The organism is Gordonia hydrophobica NBRC 16057 (assembly GCF_001592365.1).
GTDB lineage: Bacteria > Actinomycetota > Actinomycetes > Mycobacteriales > Mycobacteriaceae > Gordonia > Gordonia hydrophobica.
Genome location: NZ_BCWU01000004.1, coordinates 221,229 through 245,903 on the forward strand (window position 1 = coordinate 221,229; position 24,675 = coordinate 245,903).

Here is a 24,675-nt window from a genome sequence, read left to right on the forward strand (position 1 = left end):
GATGAGTCGGGAGCACGGCGCAGTGGCCGCAGGTCCGCTCAGCGAGCATAGTAGTTGGGTGCCTCGGCGGTGAGCGTGATGTCGTGCGGGTGCGACTCCTTGAGGCCCGCAGCCGTGATCTGAACGAACTGTGCGTTCTGCAGTTCCGCGATGCTGCGCGAGCCGGTGTAGCCCATGGCCGCGCGGAGACCGCCGGTGAGCTGATGGATGACCTGCGACAGCGGACCGCGGAAGGGCACCCGGCCTTCAATGCCCTCCGGAACCAGCTTGTCCTCGGCCAGGACGTCGTCCTGGAAGTAGCGATCCTTGGAGTACGACTTGCCCTGTCCGCGGCCCTGCATGGCGCCGAGCGATCCCATGCCGCGGTAGCTCTTGAACTGCTTGCCGTTCACCAGGATCAGCTCGCCCGGCGATTCTGCGGTACCGGCCAGCAGCGAGCCGAGCATGGCGGTCGATGCGCCGGCCGCCAGGGCCTTGGCGACGTCGCCCGAGTACTGCAGACCGCCGTCGGCGACCACCGGCACACCCGCCGCGTTCGCGACGGCGACGGCCTCGAGGATGGCGGTGATCTGGGGTGCGCCGACACCCGCGACGACGCGCGTGGTGCAGATGGACCCGGGACCGACGCCGACCTTCACCGCGTCGACGCCGGCGTCGATGAGCGCCTGCGCGCCCTCGCGCGTCGCGACGTTGCCGCCGATCAGCTGCACTCGGCTGCCGATCTCGGCCTTCAGCTTGCCGATCATCTCCAGAACGCCGCGGGAGTGGCCGTGCGCACTGTCGACGACGAGGACGTCGACGCCCGCGTCGGCGAGGGTGATCGATCGGGTCCAGGCTTCGTCGCCCGCACCGACCGCGGCGCCCACCAGCAGGCGGCCGTCGGCGTCCTTGGTGGCGTCCGGGAACTGTTCGGTCTTAACGAAGTCCTTGACCGTGATGAGTCCGGTGAGTTTGCCGTTGCCGTCGACGATCGGCAGCTTCTCGATCTTGTGGCGACGCAGCAGGCCGAGCGCAGCCTCGGCGGACACGCCCTCCGACGCGGTGATCAGGGGTGCAGGCGTCATCACTTCGGCGACCGGCCGCGACTCGTCGGCCTCGAACCGCATGTCGCGATTGGTGATGATGCCGACGAGGTCGCCCTTCTCGTCGACGACGGGCAGACCCGAGATCCGGTAACGCGCGCACATCGCGTCCACCTCGGCGAGCGTGTTGCTCGGCAGACACGTGACCGGGTTGGTGACCATGCCCGCCTCGGACCGCTTGACGGTCTCGACTGCCGAGGCCTGCGCCTCGATGGACAGATTGCGATGAAGCACGCCCATGCCGCCTGCGCGGGCCATGGCGATCGCCATGCGCGCCTCGGTGACCGTGTCCATCGCGGAACTGACGAGCGGAACCCGCAGGGTGATGTCCCGAGTCAACTTGGACGAGGTGTCCACGGCATTCGGGACGACGTCTGAAGCCGCGGGAAGCAACAGAACGTCATCGAAGGTGAGGCCGAGCATTGCGACCTTGTTTGGATCATCTCCACCAGTGCGAACCTGCGTCATCCATCCATCGTATCGACTGAGGAACGAGTGGGCCGTCGAGGCGGGTTATCGGCTACGGTGGAAGGCGTGCATGACCCTTTCGCAGGACTCCCGCCGGACCCGTTCGCCGACGACCCGAACGACCCCGCGTCAGCACTGGACGCGATCGACCCGGGAATCCCTCTTGACGAGGGAGAACGGACCGCCGTGGAGGAAGATCTCGCCGACCTCGACGTGTACGAACGACTCCTCTCACCGCGCGGCGTCCGTGGCCTCGTGGTGATGTGCGAGGACTGTCACGAAGATCACTTCCATGACTGGGACATGCTGAGGTCGAATCTGCGCCAGCTGCTCGTCGACGGCACGGTCCGCCCGCACGAGCCCGCGGTCGATCCGCAACCGGACGACTACGTGACGTGGGATTACTGCCGCGGCTACGCGGATGCGTCACTTCGGTATCACGAGCGCTACTGACCCGCGAGCCGATCCCGCCGCAGACACCTCCAGAACGCCATGAGAGAGGCCGCGACCCGATGGGTCGCGGCCTCTCTCGTCGATTCAGGTCAGTTCACAGCAGACGTGGACGGCGGCACCGCGGTCGATGATCCCGATGCGGTCGGCGACGGGCTGGTGCTCGACGGCTTCGGCGTCTCTGACGACGTCTTCGACTCGCTGGAACTCGGGCTCGACGACGACGGCTTGCTGGGCTTGCTGGTCGACGGCGTCGGCGACTGCATCATGACCGTCGGATCCGGCGTCTCCTCGGTCGGCAGGACGGTCGTCGGGATGCTGGGCAACGACGACAGCGTCGGAATCAGCTTGCCGGGGTTCTGCTCGCGGATGCTTTCGATCAGCTCACGCAGATCGGCGGCCTCGGCCTTGTCTTGAATCGGGCCGATGTCCTTCTCGGCCTGGTTGATCAGATCGTTCGCCTTGACGACATCGCCCGTGGCCAGCGCCTCCTTGGCGGCTTCGATGTTGGACTCCACGTCCACCCGCGCCTGTGTCTGCTTCGCTTGGTCGGCGAAGACCACCTGCTTCACGCTCCACAGGGGGTCGCCCGGCTGCGAGCCCTCGCTCACCACCAGCAGGCCCGCGCCCACGACGGCCAGAATCGCGGCCGCACCCGAGACGATGCGTAGTCGGCGCGAGAGTCCCCCGCGGCGTTCCCGCTGATTCGCTCGGGTGATGGCCGCTTCGATGTCGGCGACCGTCGGCGTGGTGGGAATCGGACTCGAGATGGAGTCCGCACGCCACTGCGCGATCATGCCTGCGAGTTCGTACTCGGCGCTGTCGGCGACCTGCGCGGCACGCCCGGCCGCGAGATCGTCGAGAAATGCGTCGTCGCGGCGTACCGCGCCAACGTCGATGGGGCCGGACGTCACACCGTCATCACTCATCGACGTTCACCTCCTGCTTTCACTGTCTTCTTAAGCTTGGTCAGCGCGCGGTGCTGCGCGACGCGGACTGCTCCCGGGCTGCTGCCGACGATGTCGGCCGTCTCCTCTGCGGATAGGCCCACCACGAGCCGCAGCACGAGGATCTCGCGCTGCTTCTCCGGCAGGATGGCGAGGAGATCGCGCATCTGTCGCGAGGCGTCAGATTCCAGCGCGGCCTGCTCGGGACCATTCGCGAAGTCCACCGAGTCGGGAACGTCGTCCACCGGGTCGGATTTGACCCGAGCGGCCGAACGCATGGCGTCGGCGACCTTGTGCGAAGCGATGCCGTAGACGAAAGCCATGAAGGGCCGACCCTGGTCCTCATACCGGGGCAAAGCCGTCATCACCGCCATCAACACCTCCTGCGCCACGTCGTCAGCGGAGAACAGATGCCGTTCTCCTGCACCGATTCGTCCTCGGCAGTAGCGCAGGACGGGCTCCCTGACACTTTCGAGAACTGAGCTCAGCGCAGCGCGGTCACCATCGGACGCCGCACGGACCGCCTGGCCCAACGCATCACCTGTAAGTTTCATCGCTGCTTCAGTGCCCAAGTGTTACTCAATCGAGAAAAAACTGACTGCGGAACGACGCTCGGCTCCCGTGGTTCAGTCATTGATCAAGCGTACCGATCCGTAGCGGTCGTTCCCGGCAGGGGCTCGAAGGCCATGCCGAGCGTCACCATGTCCCCGCGCAGCCGATCTGCGACCGAGCTCGCGGTCGGACCAGGTCGCAGCCCCGCGAGCATGGTGTGCGCCGCCCATTCCAGCGGCAGCAGCCCTGCGGCCCGACATGCATCGCTCAGGCGTTCCGCCTCGGTCGCCGCATGCGCGACGTCGCCGGCGGCGGCGCTCGCCGCAGCGGCGATCAGGTCGGTCTTGATGCGATGCCGCGACGACGGGGCCGCGGCGGCCAGTTCCATCGCCTCGGCCGCACAGCGATCGGCACCGGGAGCACCGGAATACAGGGCGAGTTCGGTCCGCACCCACGCCAAGCGGAGACGGGGGCGCCCGACGCAGAGCCAGTCCTGAGCGATGGCCGCGGGGGCGTCCGCCATCTCGGCGGCCGCACGGTCCAGCAGTGTCGCGGACGCGGAGAAGGCGCCGATGCCGAGACCGTCGGCGGCGAGGCCGATCAGCGCATCGAGCCGCGCGGCGACGCCCCAGCGCCCGTGCAGGCCCGTCGCAGCGCGCACACCGGCACCGTCGTCGGCGCGCGCGAGAGCGTGCCCACCCGCCTGTCTGGTCAACGACGCCCGCGTCGCGCACGCCAGCGCTCGGATCTCGTCGGGCACGCGCGGGTCGCGCAGGAGATCGGCGACGATCGCCCGCGCCGCCGCCGCCCGACCGCGCGCACCGAGGTCCACGGCGCGCGCCCAGCGGTCGGCGCCGACGGGTGCTGGTTCGGCCGGCTCCACCCCGAATGCCGCCTGCCATACGCTCATCTGTCGGTCATCCCACTTTCTTTCGTCTTCTGTGCTCACGGTGAACATTTCATTTCGACTAACAAACGATGATCAATGCAAGGCCGAATTGCCCGTCACGACAGCTGTTGTTAGCCCATCAGTAACCTTTGTGTGCGTGCCGCTCACCACCCCCGGTCCGCACCGGCTCCGCGGGAGGCCGTGGCCGACTCTCACCGCCGCCATATTCACGCAGGTCAACCCGCCCGGCTGTGCCACCAGAATGCATTACCGCAGGCAGCGGGTGGTCTTGATCACGAAATCTGTTGTTCATGTCCGCCGTGTGAATGACCGCGAAAGGCGCTCAAATCCTGGTTTGACTCGCTTTTCTCGACCCACATACCGTGAGCGATGTCAGGTACAAACGCCTCACACCCAGGAGCTAGATTGACCACGACAATCGACCGACTGCCCGGCCCGAACTCCGATTTCTGGAACTGGCAGATGCAAGGCAAATGCCGCGGCCTTGAATCTTCGGTCTTCTTCCACCCCGAGGGGGAACGCGGCCGCGCACGGATGCAGCGCGAGCGTCAGGCCAAGCAGGTCTGCGCCGACTGCCCCGTGCTGATGCAGTGCCGTTCACATGCGCTGAGCGTCGACGAACCGTACGGCATCTGGGGCGGACTCACCGAGTCCGAGCGGAACCTGATGCGCCGCCGCAACCCGCGGCGACTGGCCGGCTGACTTACAGCGCGGCCCGACCCGAGCATATGAATCAGCCCCGGTTGAGAGACTCAACCGGGGCTGATTCGTGTCTGGGGCTGGTCTCAGCCGACCACTGCGAGGATGTCGCGAGCCGACAGGATCAGGTATTCCTGGCCTGCGTACTTGACCTCGGTGCCACCGTACTTGCTGTAGATGACGACGTCGCCTTCCTTGACGTCGACCGGGATACGGGTGCCCTGATCGGTGACGCGGCCTTCGCCCACGGCGATGACCTTGCCCTCCTGCGGCTTCTCCTTGGCCGTGTCGGGGATGACCAGGCCGGAAGCGGTGGTGGTCTCAGCCTCGACGGCCTGAACGAGGATCTTGTCCTCAAGCGGCTTGATGTTCACGCTCGCCACGATGTCAGTCCTTTTCCTTCATGTCACTGATTGAAAGTTCGCGGCACCGGATCGCGTTGCCACGTCGTCGCGGGTGCCGCGGCGCTGCATTCGGAGCCAACTAGCACTCTACCCACGAGAGTGCCAGCACTCAAGGGATGGGTCTGATAATCGCTCAGAGCTTACTGATCTGCACGCTCATCCCGGGGTCGGTCGCCACGGTGAGGGGCGACGGCGGCGCTCCACCGGCGATCACGTGCGCACCGAGCGCCGCGACCATCACTCCGTTGTCGGTGCACAGACGGGGCTTCGGCACGCGTAGATCGATGCCTGCGGCAGCGGTGCGCTCGACGGCCAGCGCGCGGATCCGCGAGTTCGCCGTGGCGCCGCCACCCAGAACCAGAGTGTCGACGTCACGCTCGGCGCACGCGCGCAAGGCCTTGGCGGTCAGCACGTCGGCCACCGCCTCTTGGAACGACGCGGCCACGTCCGGTACCGACACCGGCTGCCCCGCGCGGACACGCTGCTCCACGTAGCGGGCGACGGCGGTCTTGAGTCCGCTGAACGAGAAGTCGAACGGCGCATCGCGCGGGCCGGTCATCCCGCGCGGAAACGCGATCGCCTCGGGATCGCCGTCTCGCGCTGCGGCATCCAGTGCGGGCCCGCCGGGATAGCCGAGGTCCAGCAGCCGAGCCACCTTGTCGAAGGCCTCCCCCGCCGCGTCGTCGACCGTCGTCCCCATCTCGACCATGGGCTGCGACAAGTCCTGGACGCCCAGCAGGTGGGTGTGGCCGCCCGAGACCAGCAGCGCGACGGCCGGCGGCATCGGTCCGTGCTCCAGCGTGTCGGCGGCGATGTGTCCGCCCAGGTGATTCACCGCGTACAGCGGCACATCCCAGGCCAGCGCATACGCCTTGGCCGCGGCGACGCCGACCAGCAGCGCGCCGGCCAGGCCCGGTCCGATCGTGACCGCGATCGCGTCGGGTCGGTCGATGCCCGCGGCCTCGCGGGCACGGGTCATCGTGGGCACGACGGCCTGCAGATGTGCGCGCGAGGCGACCTCGGGGACCACGCCGCCGTAGCGGGCGTGCTCGTCGACGCTCGACGCCACCTCGTCGGCGAGCAGCGTGGTCTGACCGCCGTCCCATTCGACGACGCCGACGCCGGTCTCGTCGCAGGAGCTCTCGATGCCCATCACGATCATGGTTGAGCGTGCCCTTCCGGCTCGGCGGTCCGCGCGGCGCGCACCATGGTGTACGCGTCCGCGCCGGACGGTTGATAGTAGTTGCGACGGGTTCCGACGACCTCGAAGCCGTTGCGCTGATAGAGCGCGATGGCCGCATCGTTGTCGGTGCGCACCTCCAGGAATACCGGTGCGTGCACCTGATCGGCAACGTCGAGCAGCGCGTCGAGCAGCGCTCGACCATAGCCCTCGCCCTGATGCCCGGGTTCGACGGCGATGGTGTGGACCTCGCACTCGTGGTCGCCCGGACGGCCGAGGACGCTGACGCCCGCGTATCCGATGACCGGTCCGCCCGCGCGCACACGTGCCGCGACGTAGGTGTTGTGGTCGGCGCGCAGCTCGGCGACGAAGCCGCTGAGCGGCCACGGCGAGTCGGCAGCGAAGAGTTCGGCCTCGATCTCGGTGCAGCGCACCAGGTCGTCCGGCGTCAGTGCATCGATCACCGGACGCTGCGCCCGACATCATCAGACGCGGCGGGCAGCAGTGACTTCCGCTTCTGGTCCTTGAGCTCCACCGCGTCCGGCCGACGCAGATAGAGAGGAGACAAGGGCTCGGCGGGCGCACCGTCGCGGACCTGCTCGGCGGCGACCGCGGCCAGCGCTGCGGCCGTGGGCGTGACGAGCTCGGCGCCGGTGAATCCGAACCGTTCGGTGAAGCGACTCTCCCCCAGCACGGCGATCAGCGCGGTGTCGGCCAATGTCGCCACCAGCGTGTCCGGTGCGTCGACGCCGGGTCCGGCGATCCGTCGACCACCGTCGTACAGCGCCCAGTACACCTCGCGGCGGCGGGCGTCGGTGAGGACGAGTCGAGCGCCGGGTCCGGCGACGGGAGCCGCACCGTCGATCGCGTCGAGCGTGCACACCCCGTAGGCGGGGATCCCGAGCGCATCCGCATACGCCGAGCCGGTCGCCATGCCGACCCGGAGTCCGGTGAACGGTCCCGGGCCGCAGCCGACGACCACCGCGTCGAGGTCGGCGCCGGTGACGCCGGCGTCGGCGAGCACGTCACGCATCAAACTGGTGAGGATCTCGGCGTGCCTCCGCTGATCGGCGACGATCCGCTCGGCGAGTGCGGTGGCGTCGCCGTCCGACGACATCTCGACCACGCCGGTGACGACCGCCGACGTGGCGGTGTCGATCACCAACACCCGCTGCGGGCGGCCGGTGTCTCCAGCCCCAGTTCGGTCCTGCCCGGTCACCGATTCACCCACTCCCACGTCGCGTGACGCGTCTCGCTGTCGTCGTCGCGTCGTAGGCGGACGATCAAGTACTCGTCGACGAGTCGCTCGACGACGCCTTCTCCCCATTCCACCACGACCACGCTGTCGTCCAGGTCGGTGTCGAGGTCCAGGGCGTCCAGATCGTCCAATCCGCCGAGGCGGTACGCGTCCACGTGCACCAGGCCCGGGCCGCCGTCGGGGCCGGCCGAATGCTGGCGGGCGATGATGAAGGTGGGCGACGACACCCGTCCGCGGACGCCGAGCCCCGCAGCGATCCCGCGCGTCAAGGCGGTCTTCCCCGCACCGAGCGGGCCGTCGAGGATCACCAGGTCGCCCGGCCGGAGCATGGTCGCGAACTCGTGGCCGAGTGCTTCGGTGTCCGCGACGTCGGGAAGGTCGCGCGAGCCTGCGGTCCGGTCAGCCACGAGCGGCCGCCTTGCTGCGTCGACCGCGCCAGGGCATCATCGGTCGGCCGAGCGCCAGCCGCGACCGCGTGACGAGGTCGTCGACGGCGTCGTTGACCGCCTCCGGGTCCTCCATCGGCAGCATGTGTCCACAGCCCTCGGCGATCACCAGGCGGGCGTCGTCACCCAACTGCGCGTACATGTTCAACGAGTTGTGAATCGGGGTGAGGCGATCCTCGTCGCCGCACAGGACCACCGACGGCACCTGGGCGAGCACCGGCAGCGCCGTCGCCTCGTCGTGGCTGGAGAGCACGCGCAGAAAGTTGACCATGGTGGCGATCGGCGTGTTCTGGATCATCTTCTCGACGGCTCGGCCTACGGCCGGGCTGTGAAAGTCCTTGCCGAAGCTCGCCGCGATGAGAACCGGTTCGACGGCGCGGCGGGTGATGCCGCGACCGGCCTGGACGGCCTTCGGGACGTACTTCACCGAGATCTGCAGCGCGCTGACGATCGGATTGTTGAGGCCCTCGCCGAGACCCGCCTCGGTGATGCCCCGGGCGGCAGTCGAGACCAGGGCGACGCCGGCGATGCGGCCGCTGTGCGAGAACAACCGAGAATGCCTGCGCGCCAACGACATGACCGACATGCCGCCCATCGAGTGGCCGACGAGGACAACGGGACCGGTGGGCGCCATGGTGCGAATCACCGCAGCGAGGTCGTCGCCGAGCTGCGCCATGGTGCAACTCTCGTCGGGCGCCGCGTCGCTGGCGCCGTGGCCGCGCTGGTCGTAGAAGACCAGCTTGATGTTGCGATCGGCCCAGCGTTCGGCGAGGCCGAACCGCTGAAAATGCCACGACGCCATGCGCAGCGTGAAACCGTGGACGAAGATCACCGTGAGCTCGGGGGTCGCGGTCCGTCCCCACTTGGCCTCGTCGCCGTTCGCCTTCGTACCACCGGTCAGGACTGTCCGGACGGCGAGTGAGACGCCGTCGTCCGCCGTCACCGTCGCGACCTCGCCCGCGTAGATCGCGGTGAAGTCGACGCCGGCGTTCGGGTCCGGTCGCCCCCGCGTCTTCCGATGCGTCCGGCGACCGGCCGCTGCCGCGCCCAGCGCACCCACCTCGGTGAGGCCGGAACGCCACCGCGGCACCGGCTTCGGCGCCGGGCCCGGTTTCGCCGCCGGTACCGATTTCACCGGTACCGAATGCATCGTTGCCGACTGTTTTCGGCTCTTCCTAGCCATGCGTCTCCCCCAGCGGATCGTTCACGTAGCGACGGACGGCTCGAGAGCCGATGCGCGAGATGATCTCGTAGTCGATGGTTCCGCAGCCGTCGGCCCAGTCCTTGGCGGACGGGACCGGCGCCCGATCCGCCGCCGGCGAGCCGAACAGGACGGCGCGATCGCCTTCGGAGACGCCTCCGCCGTCCGGGCCGAGGTCGACCACCAGCTGGTCCATGCAGATCCGGCCGACGTTCGGAAACAGGCGGCCGTTGATCAGCACCTCGAGACGACCGGACAGGGCCCGCGGCACCCCGTCGGCGTAGCCGGCGGGCACCACCCCGAGCACGGTGCTGTGCGGTGCGATCCACGTGTGGTTGTAGGAGACGCCTTGGCCCGCGGAGACCTTCTTGGTCAACGAGATGCTGGTCTCCAATGTCATCGCCGGGATCAGTCCGAAGTCGCCGAGGTCGGGCACCGGCGAATAGCCGTAGACCGACAAGCCCGGTCGGACGGCGTCATGGGCCAGATCGGGCCGGGTCAGCGCGGCGGGCGAGTTCGCGATGTGCACGAGTTCGGGAGTCAGGCCCTTGCGTGCCAGGTCGGCGACGGCCGCGTCCACCCGCGCGGACTGCACCGAGTTCATCGGGTGGTCGGGCTCGTCACCGAAGGCCAGGTGGCACATGACACCGGACAGCCGCACGGCTCCCTCGGCGACGGCGGCGGCCAGCAGGTCGGCGGTGGCCTCCCACTCGTCGGGACTGACGCCGCTGCGGGCGAGCCCGGTGTCGAGCTTCACCGAGACGGTCGCGGTGCGCCCGGTGCTGCGTGCGGCGTCGATCACGCGCTGCAGTTGTCGCGGGGAGGAGACGGCGATGTCGACGTCGTCAGCGATGCCTCCCGCGAAATCGGTCTCCTCGGTGTGCAACCAGGCGATCAGGTGACTGTCGACGCCACCGGCGCGCAGCTGCCTTGCCTCGCAGAGCTGTGCGACGCCGAGAGCGACGGCGCCCGCCGCCAGTGCGGTTCGGCCCACCGGGACGGCGCCGTGTGCGTAGCCGTCTGCCTTGACGACGGCGATCACATCACTGCGTGACCGGTCGCGCAAGACGCCGACGTTATGGGCGACGGCCCCGAGGTCGACTGTGGCGTAGAGGTTGGCGTGCGATTCCATCGCTCCTATTGTCGCAAACGCAGAAGCTCGCGCAGCGCAGGAGCGACCGCGTCGCGCAACCGCGACGCCCCGATCGGGGCTCCGCCGCTGGCCGATTCGGCCGCGCGGGCGTGAACGCGGGCGGCGGCGACCCCCGCGAATCGGGCGGGCAGGCCCGCCGCGAGGAGCGCGCCCGCGATGCCCGTGAGCACATCGCCCGCACCGGCGGTGGCCGCCCACGACGACTCCGCGTCGTTGCCGCTGACCTGACCGTCGGGATCGGCGACCAGCGTGATCCGCCCCTTGAGCAGCACCGTCGCTCCCAAGTCCGCGGCCAGTGCACGGACTGCCGACAGCCGGTCGGCGTCGGGTCTGCGGCCGGCGAGACGTTCGAATTCACCGGCGTGCGGTGTCAGGAGGGTCGGCGCGGTCCGCCCGTCGAGGAGCTCGCGATGCCGAGCCAGAACCGTGATGCCGTCTGCGTCTATCACCGTCGGCAGATCGGCCGAGAGCACAGTGGCCAGGATGGCGTGGGCCTTGTCACCCGTGCCGAATCCGGGCCCGACGGCCCAGGCCTGCACGCGTCCGGAGGTGCCGACGGTCGGTGAGGCGACCACCTCGGGACAGGCCGCGAGCACCTCGGCGGTGGCCGGTCCGGCATACCGGGTCAGGCCGGACGTGGCGGTCACCGCCGCCGATGTCGCGAGGACCGCCGCCCCCGGATAGTGGCGCGATCCCGCGACGATGCCGACCACGCCCTGGCTGTACTTGTCGTCGTGCGGGCCGGGAAGCGGCCACGCGTGCGCGACGTCGGCGTCGCTCGGCGTGGTCAGCGACGGTTCGGGCAGGTCGAGACCGATGTCGGCGACCACCAGGTCCCCGCAGCGCGGCGCGGCCAGGAGGTGAGCGATCCGCGGCGCGCCGAAGGTGACGCTGACGTCGGCCCGTACGGACGGCTCGTTGACCACACCGGTGTCGGGGTCGATCCCGGACGGCAGGTCCACCGACACGACGGTCGCGCGGCGCGCGGCGACGTCGTCGAAGATCTGCGCGGCCGCCGGGCGCAGTGGCCCGCGGCCGCCCAGTCCCACGACGGCGTCGACGGCGACATCGACCGTGGATGGCACCGCGCTCACGATCTGCCCGCCCGCTCGGCGCAGCGCGGCGAGCTCGTCGCGGTGCGTGCGGTCGGGGTTCAGCAGGATCGCGGCGACGGCGACGCCGCGTCGAGCCAGGTGCGCGCCCGCGTACAGCGCGTCACCACCGTTGTTGCCCGCGCCCACCACCAGCAGCACCCGCCTGCCGTAGACCCCGCCGGTGTCGGTGCGGAGTCGGCTCAGGACGGCGCCGGCGAGGGCGTTCGCCGCCCGCGCCATCAGCACGCCGCTCGTCAACAGCGCACCGGTCGCCTCCTCGGCGGCCCGGATCTGCGCCGCGGTGTAGTAGCCGATCACGGTGCCTCCGGCTGCTATTCGACGGTGACGGACTTGGCGAGGTTACGCGGCTTGTCGACGTCGTAGCCGCGCGACTGGGCGACGGTCGCCGCGAACACCTGCAGCGGCACGGTCGAGACCAGCGGCTGCAGCAGCGTCGGGGTGGCCGGAATCGGGATCAGGTGATCGGCGACCGCGGCGGCGGCCTCGTCGTCCGGTTCGGCGATCACGATCGTGGTGGCGCCGCGCGCCTGGATCTCTCGGATGTTGCTGACCATCTTGGAGTGCAGCAGGGCCCGACCGACCGGCGAGGGCATCACGATGATGACGGGCAGGCCGTCTTCGATGAGCGCGATGGGCCCGTGCTTGAGTTCTCCTGCCGCGAAGCCCTCCGCGTGGATGTAGGCGAGTTCCTTGAGTTTGAGCGCGCCCTCGAGGGCGACCGGGTAGCCGACGTGGCGTCCCAGGAACAGGACGGTGTCCGACGACGCGAACGACCGGGCCAGGTCGCGGACCGGTTCCATCTGCTCCAGGACCGTCTCGACGGCCTGCGGGATCTGTTCGAGGGCCTCGAACTCGCGGACCACCTCGTCCTGATACTTGGTGCCGACGGCCTGGGCCAACGCGAGGCCGACCATGTAGGCGGCGGCGATCTGCGCGAGGAAGCACTTGGTGGAGGCGACACCGATCTCCGGTCCGGCGTGGGTGTACAGCACCGCGTCGGACTCCCGCGGGATCTGTGCCCCGTTGGTGTTGCAGATCGCCAGGACGCGCGCCTTCTGGTCCTTGGCGTGGCGGACCGCCTCGAGGGTGTCCGCGGTCTCGCCGGACTGGCTGATCGCGACCACCAGCGTCGAGCGGTCCAGGACCGGGTCCCGGTACCGGAACTCGCTGGCCAACTCCACCTCGACGGGCAGGCGGGTCCAGTGCTCGATCGCGTACTTGGCGATCATGCCCGCGTGATACGCGGTGCCGCACGCGACGACGAAGACCTTGTCGACGTCGCGCAGGTCCTGGTCGGACAGGCGCTGCTCGTCGAGCACGATGCGTCCGTCCTGCAGGTGCCCGAGGAGGGTGTCGGAGAGCGCGGCCGGCTGTTCGGCGATCTCCTTGAGCATGAAGTAGTCGTAGCCGCCCTTCTCGGCGGCCGCCAGGTCCCAGTCGATGTGGAACGGTTTGCCGCCGGTCGGGTTCTGGTCGAAGTCGGTGACGGTGTAGCTGTCGGCGGTGATCACCACGACCTCGTCCTGACCGAGTTCCACGGCGTCACGGGTGTGCTCGATGAAGGCGGTGACGTCCGACGCGACGAACATCTCGCCGTCGCCGACGCCGACCACGAGTGGGGTCGACCGACGTGCCGCGACGATGGTGTCCGGGTGATCGGCGTGGGTGAACACCAGCGTGAACGCACCCTCCAGGCGGCGCAGCGTGGCGTAGGCGGAGGCGACGAAGTCGCCGGCGTGCTCACCGGAGGCGTACTCGCGCTCCATGAGGTGCACGGCGGTCTCGGTGTCGGTGTCCGACGAGAACTCGATGCCCGAGTGCTCCAGTTCGGCGCGCAGCGGCGCATAGTTCTCGATGATGCCGTTGTGCACCACCGCGGTCTTCTGATCGGAGCTGACGTGCGGGTGGGCGTTCCGGTCGGTCGGCTGACCGTGCGTCGCCCACCGCGTGTGCCCCATGCCGGTGGTGCCGGTCAGGCTGTCCGCACCGACTTCCGCGATCTGCTTGTCGAGGTTCTCCAGCCGCCCGGCCTTCTTCTCGACGGCCAGCGAGCCCCGCCCGTCGAGGATCGCCACACCCGCGGAGTCGTAGCCGCGGTATTCCATTCGGCGCAGGGCGTCGACGACGATGTCGAGCGCATCGCGCTTGCCCACATATCCCACGATTCCACACATGGGTACCAAGAATAGCGTCAGGCGGAGCGTGGTTTAGAGCCGAGCAACTGCGACACGGTGTCCAATTCCGGTCTCGTCTCGTTCGGCACGTCGATGGCGGCCGACTCGCCCATCGTGACCTCGGGGTCGGAGAACGCCGCGTACTTCTCGTCGCCGGTCAGTCGATGCAGGAAGAAGCCGGTCAGCTGAGCGCGGACGGCCTTGTGCACGGCCTTGTCGGCCCCGTTGACGCCGATCAGTGAACGGATCGACGGCGTCTCGAGCAGATCGCTCGCCTCGGCGTCGGCGAGTGTGCGCAACGCTACGTCGCCCGCCAGGTTCTCGGCCAGGTCGAGCGCATTGCCGGTCATCGACGCCAGGTGCGCCGATCCCGCCAGGACCAGCGACCCGACCGTGACGGTCGACGCCGCCGCGTTCAGATCGGCGGTGGTGGGCGCCGGAAACACACTCGCGAGGGCCTTCACCCGGATCGGCGGCCGTCCGAGCAGGATCGCGTCCGACGCTGCGCGGACTGCGGCCGCGGCGCCGAAACCGTGACCGGCCAGCCCGATCCGGGCGGGGTCGACGGTGATGGCGCCGGTTCCGAGTCGCACGCTGCCGACGACGGTCGCGGCGGCGCGCAGGTCGGTGCCGAGGTCGATGTCGGACGGGAACAGGCCGCGGCTGCCGTCGGGCGCCGCGACCACGATGCCCCACGACGCGAGATGAAAGAGGAGGTCACGGTACCGAGCACTGCCGACGAGCCAGCCGTGGCCGAAGGCGACGGCGGGGAGGTCGCGGCCGGTCCGCGGCGCGAACAACTGACCGGACATGCCGACGATCCCGAGGTCGCCGCGATCGACCTTGTTGGGCCCGCGACGTGCGAGTTCTTTCATCAGCTTGTCGGGCGGCGGCGCCACGACCTTCTTTTTCCCGAACACGAGTCCACCCTATGGCATTGCCCCGCCCGCCACGCCGCCACACGCTCCCCCGCTGGTCGAGTAAGCGACGAAGGAGCGCCCCCACGCCGGTCGAGTAAGCGACGAAGGAGCGCCGCCCACGCTGGTCGAGTAAGCGACGAAGGAGCGCATCGAGACCGCCGCGGGCTGGGTCACCGCCGCACACCCGGTCGCGCGGCGTCCAGTCCCGCGGGCAGAAGCAGCTGCGGAACGACCACCTCCGCCGCCTCGACGTCGGCAACGAGCCGTGCGCGGAGCCGTCGCACCTCGCTCCGCTCCGGCCTCAGCGGCGCACGAACCGCCGATATCCGGTCCCGATACCGGCGGGCGGCGTCGTCGAAACCGAGGTCGGCCCGCTCCGCGATCTCGTCGAGTCGCTGCATTGCCGCCGTCATCGCAGGTCCGCCAACGCCAGTTCTCCTTCGGAGACCACCTGGGCGGACCATGCGGCCGCGACCTGAGCGACGGCGTCGACGATCGCTCGACCGGCCAGCTCCCCTGCCGATTGCGCGTAGTCCAGCCGCGCCTGGACCTCGCCGCGCAGCGCGTGCGGACTCACCGCGCCCGAGTTCAGCGCTGCGGGAAGGGCTTCCAGATCGAAGCCGCTCAGTTGCGGGCGGCTCACCGTGTCCAGCACGGCGCGGTGTCGGTGCAGCACCTCGCCGATCACCAGATCGGCCTGAGCCGTCGCCGCAGCGCCGTCGTCCAGGCGAACGAACAGGTCGGCGAGTTCGGCACCGACGACCCGCAGCGCGCCGCCCGCCGAACGCCCGGACCGTCCGGTCCAGTCCGCGACCGGCGACGCCGCCGGCCGGTCCACGACGGCGACGCCGACCAGATTGCGCACCAGCCCGGCGAGACGCTGCGCATCCTGCGAGAACTCGGTGTGCCGGAACTCGTCGATCCGGGCGTGTGGCTGTCGGACGGTCTGATCGTCGACTCCGGTCAGACTCAGTTCGCGGCACACCGTGATCAGCGCGACGAAGCCGTCCGCGCACGAGGTCACCGCGTCCATGCGGTCACCGCCCTCGTCGCGGCCTCTTCGGCGTCGGACAGGGCGTACCCGGCCCGTGCGAGGTCGTCGGCGACGGCGTCGACCGCGATGCCGCAGCTGCGGAATCGGCTCGCGAGATCCCGTAAGTGCTCGGCGGTCCGATCCGCGGATCGGCGGATCGGACCGTCGTCGGCCCATCGACACAGATCGTCGGACGTCAGCGCGGCAGCACAGTCGCCGACCACCGTGGCGATCTGCTGCTGTGCACGCGTGGTCTCGGCGACCGCTTCGAGGTCGACGCAGATTCCGGCATCATCGTCCGTGCTCATGATGATTGGACGCAGCAGCGTCCACTTCGGTTCCGCGACACGCCGAGGAACGGTGGATTCCGTCCGGAGACCACCGTTCGTCGGCGATCAGACGCCTGCGACGACCGCCGCGACGCGCTCGGCGATGCCGCGCGCGGACTCGTGCGTCTGTGCTTCCACCATCACGCGGACCAGTTGCTCGGTTCCCGAGGGACGCAGCAGGATGCGACCCTGACCGTCGAGTTCGGTCTCGGCTTCGGCGACGGCGGCGAGCACCGTCGACGCCGCGGACACCGCATGCTTGTCGGTCACCGGCACATTGATCAGTTCCTGGGGCAGCACGGTCATGACGCCTGCGAGATCGGCCAACCGCTTGCCCGTGGCCGCGATCCGGGAGGCCAACAGCAGTCCGGTCAGGACTCCGTCGCCGGTGGTGCCGACGGCCGGGACCACGATATGGCCCGACTGCTCACCGCCGAGCGCATAGCCGCCCGCGCGGAGCTCCTCGAGAACATAGCGGTCGCCGACGCCGGTCACCTTGAGCTTGATGCCCGCGGCCTTCATCGCCAAATGCAGCCCGAGGTTGCTCATCACGGTCGCGACCAGCACACCGTCGGTGAGGTCGCCCGCCTCGTGCATGGCCAGCGCGAGCACCGCCATGATCATGTCGCCGTCCACCACCGCGCCGGTGGAGTCCACCGCCAGGCAGCGGTCGGCGTCGCCGTCGTGGGCCAGACCCAGGTCGGCGCCGTGCTCGAGGACGGCGGCCTGCAGCTTGCCCATGTGAGTGGAACCGCAGTCGTCGTTGATGTTGAGTCCGTCGGGATCGGCGTGGATCGCGATGACCTTGGCGCCTGCGGCCTCGTACGCCCGCGGTCCCACCACCGACGCCGCCCCGTGGGCGCAGTCGACGACCACGGTCAGACCGTCGAGCGCCGTGGGGACGGCAGACGCGAGATGCGCCAGGTAGCGGTCGACAGCATCGGGCGCGTCGACGATCCGACCGACGGCGGCGCCGATCGGACGCACCTGTTCAGTCTCCATCGCGGCCTCGATCGCGTCTTCGACGTCGTCGGGCAGCTTGTGTCCGCCCGCCGCGAAGAACTTGATGCCGTTGTCGGGCATCGGGTTGTGCGACGCGGAGATCATCACGCCGAAGTCCGCCTGGTAATCGGCGGTCAAGAACGCCACCGCGGGCGTCGGGACCACCCCGACACGAATGGCGTCGGCCCCCGCAGCGGCCAGGCCGGCGCACAGCGCGGCTTCCAGGAATTCACCGGAAGCACGCGGATCGCGGCCGACGACGACGCGGGGACGGGTGTGCGCATGTGCACCGAGAACGGAAACGGCGGCCGAGGCCAGAGCCAACGCCAACTCTGCAGTGAGTTGGTCGTTGGCCCGGCCTCGGACGCCGTCGGTGCCGAAAAGGCGAGCCACAGTATCCGAAGCGATCAGCGCTTGCTGTACTGCGAAGCCTTGCGGGCCTTCTTCAGGCCGTACTTCTTGCGCTCCACCGCGCGCGCGTCGCGGGTCAGGAAGCCTGCCTTCTTCAGTGCCGGACGATCCTCGGGGCTGACCTCGATGAGACCGCGGGCGATGGCCAGACGCAGGGCGCCTGCCTGGCCGGAGGGGCCGCCGCCGGAGAGGCGTGCGTGGATGTCGAACGCGTCGATGCGCTCGACGGTCTCCAGCGGAGCCTTGATGAGCTGCTGGTGAACCTTGTTCGGGAAGTAGTTCTCGAGAGTGCGGCCGTTGAGGGTGAACTCACCGGTGCCCGGCACCAGGCGCACACGAACGATGGCTTCCTTGCGGCGACCCACGGTCTGGACCGGCGCGTCGAGGACGACCGGTCCGCGCGAGCTGGTCTCGGCCGGGGCGGCCTCGACCGACTCGGTGGTGTAGCTGCCGTCTTCGCTCAACGTCTCGTCTTCGATGACCTCGACGTCGACGTCGTTCAGGTTGTTGTCGCTCACTGGGCCACCTGCTTGATCTCGTAGTTGACCGGCTTCTGCGCGGCGTGCGGGTGGTCGGCGCCCGCGTAGACCTTGAGCTTGCCTGCGATGGCGTTGCCCAGCTTGTTCTTCGGGAGCATGCCCTTGACGGCGCTCTCGATGACACGCTCGGGCTTGCTCGCCAGGAGCTCGCCGACAGACTGGGACTTCAGGCCACCCGGGTGACCCGAATGACGGTAGAGACGCTTGTCGGTCAGCTTGTTGCCGCTGACGGCGACCTTCTCCGCGTTGATGATGACGACGTAGTCGCCGCCGTCGACGTGCGGGGCGTAGGTGGGCTTGCCCTTGCCGCGGAGCAGGTTCGCGCTCGCAACGGCGAGGCGGCCGAGCACCACGTCGGTGGCGTCGATGACGTACCACTCGCGGGTCACGTCACCGGCCTTCGGGGTGTAGGTAGGCACAGGAGTCCTCACTTGTTCGTTTGCTGCTGGTCGGGTGCACACGCAGAGTTGGCCTCCCGGCGACCAGTGGGGACCCGGGAGCTCGGAGAACGCGAGCGCACCAGCGATCCAGATTACGCGGACGGGTGGTGCTCGGTCAAAACGCGACGACGTCGCCCGGTCTGCGCCGCCGGGAGCCGACCGCACCGGTCCGTATGGTTGACACCATGAGCAGACAGGTGGAACTCGGCCCCGACGACGGCACCCTCACGCTCCGCACCGGCGTCACCGGCAGAGCCGCCCGTACCGGACACCGTCTCACGATCGGATTCGAGCGGTGGCGCGCGGTCGTCGTGATCGACGACGCCCCCGCGTCCGTCACCCTGACCGTCGACGTCGAGTCACTGCAGGTGCTCTCCGGCGAGGGCGGCCTGACACCGATGACCGCGCCGGAGCGACTCGTCGCCCGCACCAACGCGCTCAAGTCGTTGGGCTCGTCGCGCCACCCCGAGATCGTCTTCACCGCCGATCAAGTCACTCCACTCGACGACGGATACCGCCTAGTGGGCGAGCTGGCCATCGGCGGTACCACCCGCAAGCACACCGTCGACGTGGACTCCGACGACGCCGTCGTCCGCGGCGAGTCTCCCGTCGTGCAGACCGATTTCGGCGTGAAACCGTACTCGCTGATGATGGGCGCGTTGAAGGTCGCCGACGAGGTGGTCGTCGCGTTGGAGGCGACGCTCCCCCGGTGACGCGTCAGTCGGCGCGGGCCCGTGCCGACCCCACCGCCTGCCGACAGGCGGCGTCGATCGACGCCTCCCCGGTGCCCTGCTGACAGCCGATGCTGATCTGCGCGGTGCCGTCGACCGTCACATACCAGGCGACGGACGCACCGGATGCGGGATTCTCGCGATAGCCGATCACGCGGCGACCCGCGTAATCGAGGTCGGCGGAGAACTCGGCGACCGCGTCGTCACCCCGCTGCGCGATCCGGTTGCGCAGGCTCTCCGCGACCGACGACGGTGTGGAACCCGATCGCAGTCGGGACACCACGACGATCAACCGGCGACCATCGTCCGGGGAGGCGAACACCGCGCGGTCGGTGCCGCGCCCCTCCGTCGCCTGATCGGTCCGCAACCACGCTCCGGGGACGGCGAATTGCGCCGCTCCCACCTGCACGGTCTGTCGGTCGGGCACGGTGGCGCGCGGCCAGTGAGTCCAGGCGGCGGCCCCGATCGCGGCGACCGTCAACAGCGCCGAGACACCGGCCAGGGCGCGGCCGCTGCGGCGTCGTCTCGGGGTCGGCGGCAGCGGCAGACCGGCGAGGAGGTCGGCACCGGTCGCGAGCCGGACCCGACCGCCGAAAGCAGTGAGCCGACTTCGATCGACGACCGCCGCCCGCACGCCGAACGTGTCGTGGAGCAGGCGGACGGCACGGCCGTTGACGTCCGGATCGGGACCGTCGACGACGACGCCGCGGGTCTGCTGCAGCATCTGCCTCCAGTCGGGATCGCCGCGAATCTGATGCGGCGACGTCACCGCGCCCCGTCCCAACACCCAACGGCCGTCCTCGCGCGTCACCGTGTGTGCACTCCAATGCTCGCCCGTCGTCGGCACGAGGCCGGTCTCGACGACGACGATCCGGGTTGCGGAATCGGCGTGCGACGCAGCGATCGCCACGGCACGGGGAATCGTCGGGCAGTGAAGGCCCACGGCGCGCAGTTCGCTCGTCATCGCTTCGGTACGGACGGGTCCCCATACGGTGGGCACCAGCACCGCCGTCCGCACGCCTGCCCGTCGGACGAGGTCCGCGAGCGTCGATCGCGCGCGGGCGCGGCGCGGCGCGGAGTCGATGTCCTCGAGTATCGGCGTCACGTCGAGGACGTGGTCGGTCACCTCGACGCGGCCGTAGGCGAGGTCGAGCACCGGCCCGGTCACGACGGGTCCCCGATCGCGACCTGCACGATCTCGGGCGGATGGTTGCGGGAGATGAGCTCGCCGCGCCCCGCGGGCAGACGCTGCATCCGGTGCCGCCCGACCACGTACCCCTCGTCGGGGTCGCCGTTCATCAGCAGGACGTCGCACGAGAGGTCCCGCAGCGAGGCGATCACCGGGTCGAACAGCGCACGTCCGAGACCGCCGGAGCGACGCGTCAGGATCACGCGGAAACCGATGTCACGACCGTGGCCGAGGAGTTCGACCAGCGGAAGCAGGGCGTTCCCGGACGAGGTGGACACCAGGTCGTAGTCGTCGACGACCAGGTAGACGGTCGGGCCCGACCACCACGACCGTGCGCGCAGCTGCTCGGCGGTCACGTCGTCGCCCGGCAGTCGTGCCTCGAAGAACTCGGCGAGCTCGGCCATCATCGGGCGCGCCGTGCGATCCGAGCTGGCGTAACCGCCGAGGTAGTCCTCCGGCACCGCACCCAGCAGACCGCGACGGTAGTCGACGAGGACCACCTTCACCTCATCCGGCGCACCGCTGCCGACGATGCCCCGCACCACGGTTCGCAGCATCTCCGTCTTGCCCGACTCCACGTCGGCGAACACGAGCAGGTGCGGTTCGGCGTCGAAATCGAGCAGACACGGCCCCAGGTCCGTCTCCGACAGTCCCAGCGGAATCCGCCCCTGCGACGGAGAGACGGTCAGCTCGTCGAAACCGACGGTGCGCGCCAGGGTCCGCACCCGCGGCGCCGCTCGCCCGCCGAATCGCTCGGCGACGTCCGCGACCAGGCTCGCGGTGCCAGTGGACACCGTCGTGGCGTCCGGGACACCGTCGATCCGCGGCAGCGCCACCAGCAGGTGTTTCTCCTCCGCGGTGAGTCCGCGGCCGGGACGCCCGACGGGAACGCCCGCGGCCGCCCGTCGACTCATCTCGGAATCGAGCGCATCGCCGAGCCGCAGTTCGATCCGCCCGGTCATGAGATCCTTCATCGCCGGACGGATCTCGCCCCAGCGGGACGCCGCGACGATCACGTGGATCCCGTACGCCAGTCCGCCGGACACCAAGGCGTTGACCTTGTCCTCCAGGATCTCGAAGTCGGCGCGCAGCACACCGATGCCGTCGATGACGAGGAAGACGTCGCCGAACGGGTCGTCGGCGAATCTCCCTTCCGCCCGCGCCGCCCGGTACTCGCGCATGCTTTCGATGCCGTGGTCGGCGAAGATCTGCTCCCGCCGAGCCACGACACCGTCGATCTCGGCGAGCGTCCGCCGGATGGTGTCGAGCTGGGTCTTGGTCGCCACTGCTCCGACGTGCGGAAGCCCGGCCAGCGCACTCAGCGTGCCGCCGCCGAAATCGAGACAGTAGAACTGAGTCTGCTCCGGGGTGTGCGTCAGCGCGGCGCCGCAGATCAGCGTCCGCAGCGTGGTGGACTTGCCCGACTGCGGTCCGCCGACCACGGCCACGTGACCGCCCGCACCGGAGACGTCGAGCCAGGCGACGTCGCGCCGCTGCTCGTACGGCCGGTCGATGACGCCGTACGGGATGGCCAGCCCGCCGGAGTCGGCGACCGGCGTCAGGGCGTCGAGCGTGGTCGCGGCCTCCAGCGGTGGGAGCCACACCTGATGCGGCGCACGACCGTGGCCCGCGATCGCCTCGATCAGCGTCGCCAGCACCGTAGCGCCGCTGGAGTCGTCGGCGCGCTCGTCGTCGACGACGTCTCGCTCGGGGATCGGAACGTCGGCGGTGGTGAATGGGATCGGCGCAGTGCCGGCCGCTGCGCTCCCCGCGCCCCGGCCGTCGACGGTCGCGGGCGGGTGGTACCGACCGGACACGAAGCAGGTGTTGAAGCGTGTCGGGGTCGCCGAGTCGCACTTCAGGTACGCCGCGCCCGGCGAGTTCGGTAGGTGATAGGCGTCCGGGACGCCGAGCACCGTGCGGGACTCGTTGGCCGAGAAGGTCTTCAGACCGATCCGGTACGACAGATGGCTGTCCAGGCCGCGCAGCCTGCTCTCCTCCAATCGCTGGGAGGCGAGGAGCAGGTGGATGTGCAGTGACCGCCCCAGTCGGCCGATCGCGACGAACAGGTCGGCGAACTCGGGTTTCTGGGCGAGCAGTTCGGAGAACTCGTCGACGACGATGAACAGGGCGGGCAGCGGGTCCAGCGGCGCACCCGCCGCGCGCGCATCCTCGTAGTCGGTGACGTTCGCGAAGTTGCCCGCCGCGCGCAGCAGTTCCTGACGACGGTTCAGTTCCCCGGACAGTGCGTCGGCCATGCGGTCGACCATCGCCAACTCCTGTTCCAGGTTGGTGATGACAGCGGCTACATGCATTGACTGCTCTAATCCGAGAAACGTGGCCCCACCTTTGAAGTCCACGAGCACCAGATTCAGCTCGTCCGGCGAATGGGTGGCGATGAGCGCCAGCACCAGCGTTCTGAGCAGTTCCGATTTACCCGAACCCGTGGCACCGATGCACAGACCGTGCGGCCCCATGCCGCCGTGCGCGCTCTCTTTCAGATCGAGGTGAACGGGAGCACCGTCGGGCGTGTAACCGATCGGGACGCGGAGCCGATCGCGTCCGCTCCGCCCGCGCCAGCCCGCCTGCGGCGTGAACCCTCCGGCGTCCGGGATCCCCAGCAGCGCAGGCAGTCCGGGGTCGGCGGCGACGAGCGGAGTGTCGAGATCGAGCATCGCGTCGAACGACGCGAGGCGGTAGCGCGCGAGCCGCCGTGCCACCGCCTCCGCGTCCGCCGCAACCAACCGGTCGACGACGGCGAAGTCCTCGAGGCCGGCGGCCGTGCGGGCCGCGATCCGCTCGCCGAGCACCACCAGCTGCAGCCCGCGCTGTGCGGCGAGCGGGCTGGGCGCGTCGCCGAGACCGATCACCGTGACGCCGTCCAGACCTGCGCCGCCGATCAACTCGTCCTCGACGTCAACGGCGTCGGTGTCCACCACCACCAGCAGATGGGTCGACGCCTGCGAGTCTGCCGTTCGGCTGAATCCGACCCGCGCCGACAGGTCGTCGTCCAGGTCCGCAGCGAGGGCGGCGAGGGTGGGATACACCATTCGGGCCGCGCCGAGGGCGTCGCGGCGGACCGGATGCCCGACGTGCGGCAACCACTTGATCCAGTCCCAGGCGCTGTCGAGCGGATCATCGGCGACCACCGCGATCCGCAAGTGATCGGGTCCGTGGAAGACGGCCAGCTGGCAGAGCATCGCGCGCAGCAGCCCGTATGCCTCGTCGTGCGGACCGCCGATGCTCACCGCCGGAAAGCTGCGGAGCGCGACGGCGGTCGGCAGGTCGTCCACGGCCGCATGCGCCGCGGCGAATCGGCGGAGCGCCAGCGCCGACACCGGCTCCAGGTCGTCGCTCGGCGGCGTCTCGGGCGGCACCAATGCCGTCGCCAACCGGTGGCTGCCCAGCCCCACTCGGACCTGGCCGAAGTCGTCGTCGGACAGGCGCCGCTCCCACATCCGCCGGGCGCCGACGAAGCCCAGCAGCGCGCTGGGCTCGGGGTGCAGCCACCAGGCCGCCTCACGTTGCTGAGCGGCGGTGTCGGCGACCGTTTCGCGCAGTTGTCCGAGGTGACGGAGGTAGTCCTTCCGGGTCTCGTTGAGCTCCGCCGCGCGTTGGGGTCCGCCGCGACCGCCGGAGGCGAACATGCCGACCATCGACATGACCATCATCAGCGGAAACATCATGAACAGCGGATTGCTGAGCGCACCCGCCCCGCCGGTCACGAACATCATCCCGACCATCCCGACGACGGCCACGACCATCACGACGGGCAGCAACCGGATCAGCATGCTGGGCGGTACGCCGCGCGAGAGTTCCGGCGGCCCGGTGAGCTCGAGTTCGCCCTCCGCTGCCTCCGGCACAGCCACCCGCGGTCGACGTGCGAATCCGATTGTTGCACTGCTCATCTGAGCCCCCAGCGTCTTGACCGCCCGATCCGAGATCGGGCGATTTCCCCCATTTGTCGCACTGACGGCTTCCCGTCGTGATTAGGTCGACGGCATCCTCGCCGCAGCGCGATGGATGATTTTTTACCAGGAAC

25 protein-coding genes are annotated in these 24,675 nt (G+C 69.5%); 3 read left to right on the plus strand and 22 right to left on the minus strand.

The window, feature by feature from the left end; genetic code table 11:
- Positions 1 to 38: 38 nt before the first annotated feature.
- Complete coding sequence (gene guaB, locus GH2_RS08815) at positions 39 to 1,550, minus strand: IMP dehydrogenase (RefSeq protein WP_066166046.1); 1,512 nt, start codon at positions 1,548 to 1,550, stop codon at positions 39 to 41.
- A gap of 66 nt (positions 1,551 to 1,616) precedes the next feature.
- On the opposite strand from guaB, the gene GH2_RS08820 reads away from it, so the two are divergent.
- Positions 1,617 to 2,003, plus strand: a complete 387-nt coding sequence (locus GH2_RS08820) for a DUF5319 domain-containing protein (RefSeq protein ID WP_066166573.1) — start codon at positions 1,617 to 1,619, stop codon at positions 2,001 to 2,003.
- 89 nt (positions 2,004 to 2,092) lie between these two features.
- On the opposite strand, the gene GH2_RS08825 is transcribed toward GH2_RS08820, so the two are convergent.
- The 3 genes from GH2_RS08825 to GH2_RS08835 all read right to left on the minus strand — a co-directional run bounded on the left by GH2_RS08825 (position 2,093) and on the right by GH2_RS08835 (position 4,409).
- Positions 2,093 to 2,929, minus strand: a complete 837-nt coding sequence (locus GH2_RS08825) for an anti-sigma-D factor RsdA (protein WP_066166048.1) — start codon at positions 2,927 to 2,929, stop codon at positions 2,093 to 2,095.
- Positions 2,926 to 3,501 carry a sigma-70 family RNA polymerase sigma factor gene (locus GH2_RS08830; protein WP_066166051.1) on the minus strand — a complete coding sequence of 192 codons (576 nt, stop codon included), beginning with the start codon at positions 3,499 to 3,501 and terminating at the stop codon, positions 2,926 to 2,928. Before GH2_RS08830 ends, GH2_RS08825 begins: the two co-directional genes overlap by 4 nt.
- An 83-nt stretch (positions 3,502 to 3,584) precedes the next feature.
- Positions 3,585 to 4,409, minus strand: coding sequence for a hypothetical protein (locus GH2_RS08835; protein WP_066166052.1), 825 nt, complete (start codon positions 4,407 to 4,409; stop codon positions 3,585 to 3,587).
- 369 nt (positions 4,410 to 4,778) lie between these two features.
- Here GH2_RS08835 and GH2_RS08840 point away from each other — a divergent pair, with 369 nt between their 5' ends.
- A complete protein-coding gene (locus tag GH2_RS08840; RefSeq protein ID WP_066166056.1) occupies positions 4,779 to 5,111 on the plus strand; it encodes a WhiB family transcriptional regulator in 333 nt (110 codons plus the stop codon).
- Positions 5,112 to 5,194: 83 nt separating this feature from the next.
- Here GH2_RS08840 and groES read toward each other — a convergent pair whose 3' ends face one another.
- The 16 genes from groES to rplM form a co-directional block, all read right to left on the minus strand.
- Positions 5,195 to 5,491 (minus strand): co-chaperone GroES, encoded by a 297-nt coding sequence (gene groES, locus GH2_RS08845; RefSeq protein WP_066166059.1) that lies wholly within the window; start codon positions 5,489 to 5,491, stop codon positions 5,195 to 5,197.
- 154 nt (positions 5,492 to 5,645) lie between these two features.
- A complete protein-coding gene (gene tsaD, locus GH2_RS08850) occupies positions 5,646 to 6,674 on the minus strand; it encodes a tRNA (adenosine(37)-N6)-threonylcarbamoyltransferase complex transferase subunit TsaD (RefSeq protein ID WP_066166061.1) in 1,029 nt (342 codons plus the stop codon).
- Entirely contained in the window at positions 6,671 to 7,156 is a 486-nt protein-coding gene (gene rimI, locus GH2_RS08855) for a ribosomal protein S18-alanine N-acetyltransferase (protein WP_066166064.1), read from the minus strand. The genes tsaD and rimI overlap by 4 nt, the downstream gene beginning before the upstream one ends.
- Positions 7,153 to 7,911, minus strand: a complete 759-nt coding sequence (gene tsaB / locus GH2_RS08860; RefSeq protein ID WP_066166575.1) for a tRNA (adenosine(37)-N6)-threonylcarbamoyltransferase complex dimerization subunit type 1 TsaB — start codon at positions 7,909 to 7,911, stop codon at positions 7,153 to 7,155. The genes rimI and tsaB overlap by 4 nt, the downstream gene beginning before the upstream one ends.
- Entirely contained in the window at positions 7,908 to 8,357 is a 450-nt protein-coding gene (gene tsaE / locus GH2_RS08865) for a tRNA (adenosine(37)-N6)-threonylcarbamoyltransferase complex ATPase subunit type 1 TsaE (RefSeq protein WP_066166067.1), read from the minus strand. Before tsaE ends, tsaB begins: the two co-directional genes overlap by 4 nt.
- On the minus strand, positions 8,350 to 9,579 hold the full coding sequence (locus GH2_RS08870) for an alpha/beta fold hydrolase (protein WP_239588588.1): 1,230 nt from the start codon (positions 9,577 to 9,579) through the stop codon (positions 8,350 to 8,352). Before GH2_RS08870 ends, tsaE begins: the two co-directional genes overlap by 8 nt.
- Positions 9,572 to 10,729 (minus strand): alanine racemase, encoded by a 1,158-nt coding sequence (gene alr, locus GH2_RS08875; RefSeq protein WP_066166070.1) that lies wholly within the window; start codon positions 10,727 to 10,729, stop codon positions 9,572 to 9,574. The genes GH2_RS08870 and alr overlap by 8 nt, the downstream gene beginning before the upstream one ends.
- A gap of 5 nt (positions 10,730 to 10,734) precedes the next feature.
- Positions 10,735 to 12,162: a bifunctional ADP-dependent NAD(P)H-hydrate dehydratase/NAD(P)H-hydrate epimerase gene (locus tag GH2_RS08880; protein ID WP_066166073.1), complete on the minus strand. Its 1,428-nt coding sequence runs from the start codon at positions 12,160 to 12,162 to the stop codon at positions 10,735 to 10,737.
- A gap of 14 nt (positions 12,163 to 12,176) precedes the next feature.
- Positions 12,177 to 14,039: a glutamine--fructose-6-phosphate transaminase (isomerizing) gene (gene glmS / locus GH2_RS08885; RefSeq protein ID WP_066166076.1), complete on the minus strand. Its 1,863-nt coding sequence runs from the start codon at positions 14,037 to 14,039 to the stop codon at positions 12,177 to 12,179.
- 17 nt (positions 14,040 to 14,056) lie between these two features.
- Positions 14,057 to 14,959, minus strand: coding sequence for an alpha/beta hydrolase family protein (locus GH2_RS08890; protein ID WP_066166079.1), 903 nt, complete (start codon positions 14,957 to 14,959; stop codon positions 14,057 to 14,059).
- Between the two features lie 170 nt (positions 14,960 to 15,129).
- Entirely contained in the window at positions 15,130 to 15,372 is a 243-nt protein-coding gene (locus GH2_RS08895; RefSeq protein ID WP_066166082.1) for a hypothetical protein, read from the minus strand.
- Positions 15,369 to 15,992, minus strand: coding sequence for a hypothetical protein (locus GH2_RS08900; RefSeq protein WP_066166085.1), 624 nt, complete (start codon positions 15,990 to 15,992; stop codon positions 15,369 to 15,371). The genes GH2_RS08895 and GH2_RS08900 overlap by 4 nt, the downstream gene beginning before the upstream one ends.
- The gene (locus GH2_RS08905) at positions 15,980 to 16,300 is read right to left on the minus strand and encodes a hypothetical protein (RefSeq protein WP_066166089.1); all 321 of its coding nucleotides are present in this window, start codon (positions 16,298 to 16,300) and stop codon (positions 15,980 to 15,982) included. Before GH2_RS08905 ends, GH2_RS08900 begins: the two co-directional genes overlap by 13 nt.
- 87 nt (positions 16,301 to 16,387) lie before the next feature.
- Positions 16,388 to 17,716, minus strand: a complete 1,329-nt coding sequence (gene glmM, locus GH2_RS08910) for a phosphoglucosamine mutase (protein ID WP_066166092.1) — start codon at positions 17,714 to 17,716, stop codon at positions 16,388 to 16,390.
- A 14-nt stretch (positions 17,717 to 17,730) separates the two neighbouring features.
- Positions 17,731 to 18,252 (minus strand): 30S ribosomal protein S9, encoded by a 522-nt coding sequence (gene rpsI / locus GH2_RS08915; RefSeq protein WP_084247394.1) that lies wholly within the window; start codon positions 18,250 to 18,252, stop codon positions 17,731 to 17,733.
- Entirely contained in the window at positions 18,249 to 18,692 is a 444-nt protein-coding gene (gene rplM, locus GH2_RS08920; protein WP_066166096.1) for a 50S ribosomal protein L13, read from the minus strand. Before rplM ends, rpsI begins: the two co-directional genes overlap by 4 nt.
- 206 nt (positions 18,693 to 18,898) lie before the next feature.
- Between rplM and GH2_RS08925 the strand changes: the two genes are divergently transcribed.
- On the plus strand, positions 18,899 to 19,426 hold the full coding sequence (locus GH2_RS08925; RefSeq protein WP_066166586.1) for a YceI family protein: 528 nt from the start codon (positions 18,899 to 18,901) through the stop codon (positions 19,424 to 19,426).
- A gap of 4 nt (positions 19,427 to 19,430) precedes the next feature.
- On the opposite strand, the gene GH2_RS08930 is transcribed toward GH2_RS08925, so the two are convergent.
- Together GH2_RS08930 and eccCa are read right to left on the minus strand one after the other, a co-directional pair.
- Positions 19,431 to 20,612, minus strand: coding sequence for a type VII secretion-associated protein (locus GH2_RS08930; protein WP_066166098.1), 1,182 nt, complete (start codon positions 20,610 to 20,612; stop codon positions 19,431 to 19,433).
- Complete coding sequence (gene eccCa / locus GH2_RS08935; RefSeq protein WP_066166100.1) at positions 20,609 to 24,541, minus strand: type VII secretion protein EccCa; 3,933 nt, start codon at positions 24,539 to 24,541, stop codon at positions 20,609 to 20,611. Before eccCa ends, GH2_RS08930 begins: the two co-directional genes overlap by 4 nt.
- Positions 24,542 to 24,675 lie beyond the last annotated feature (134 nt).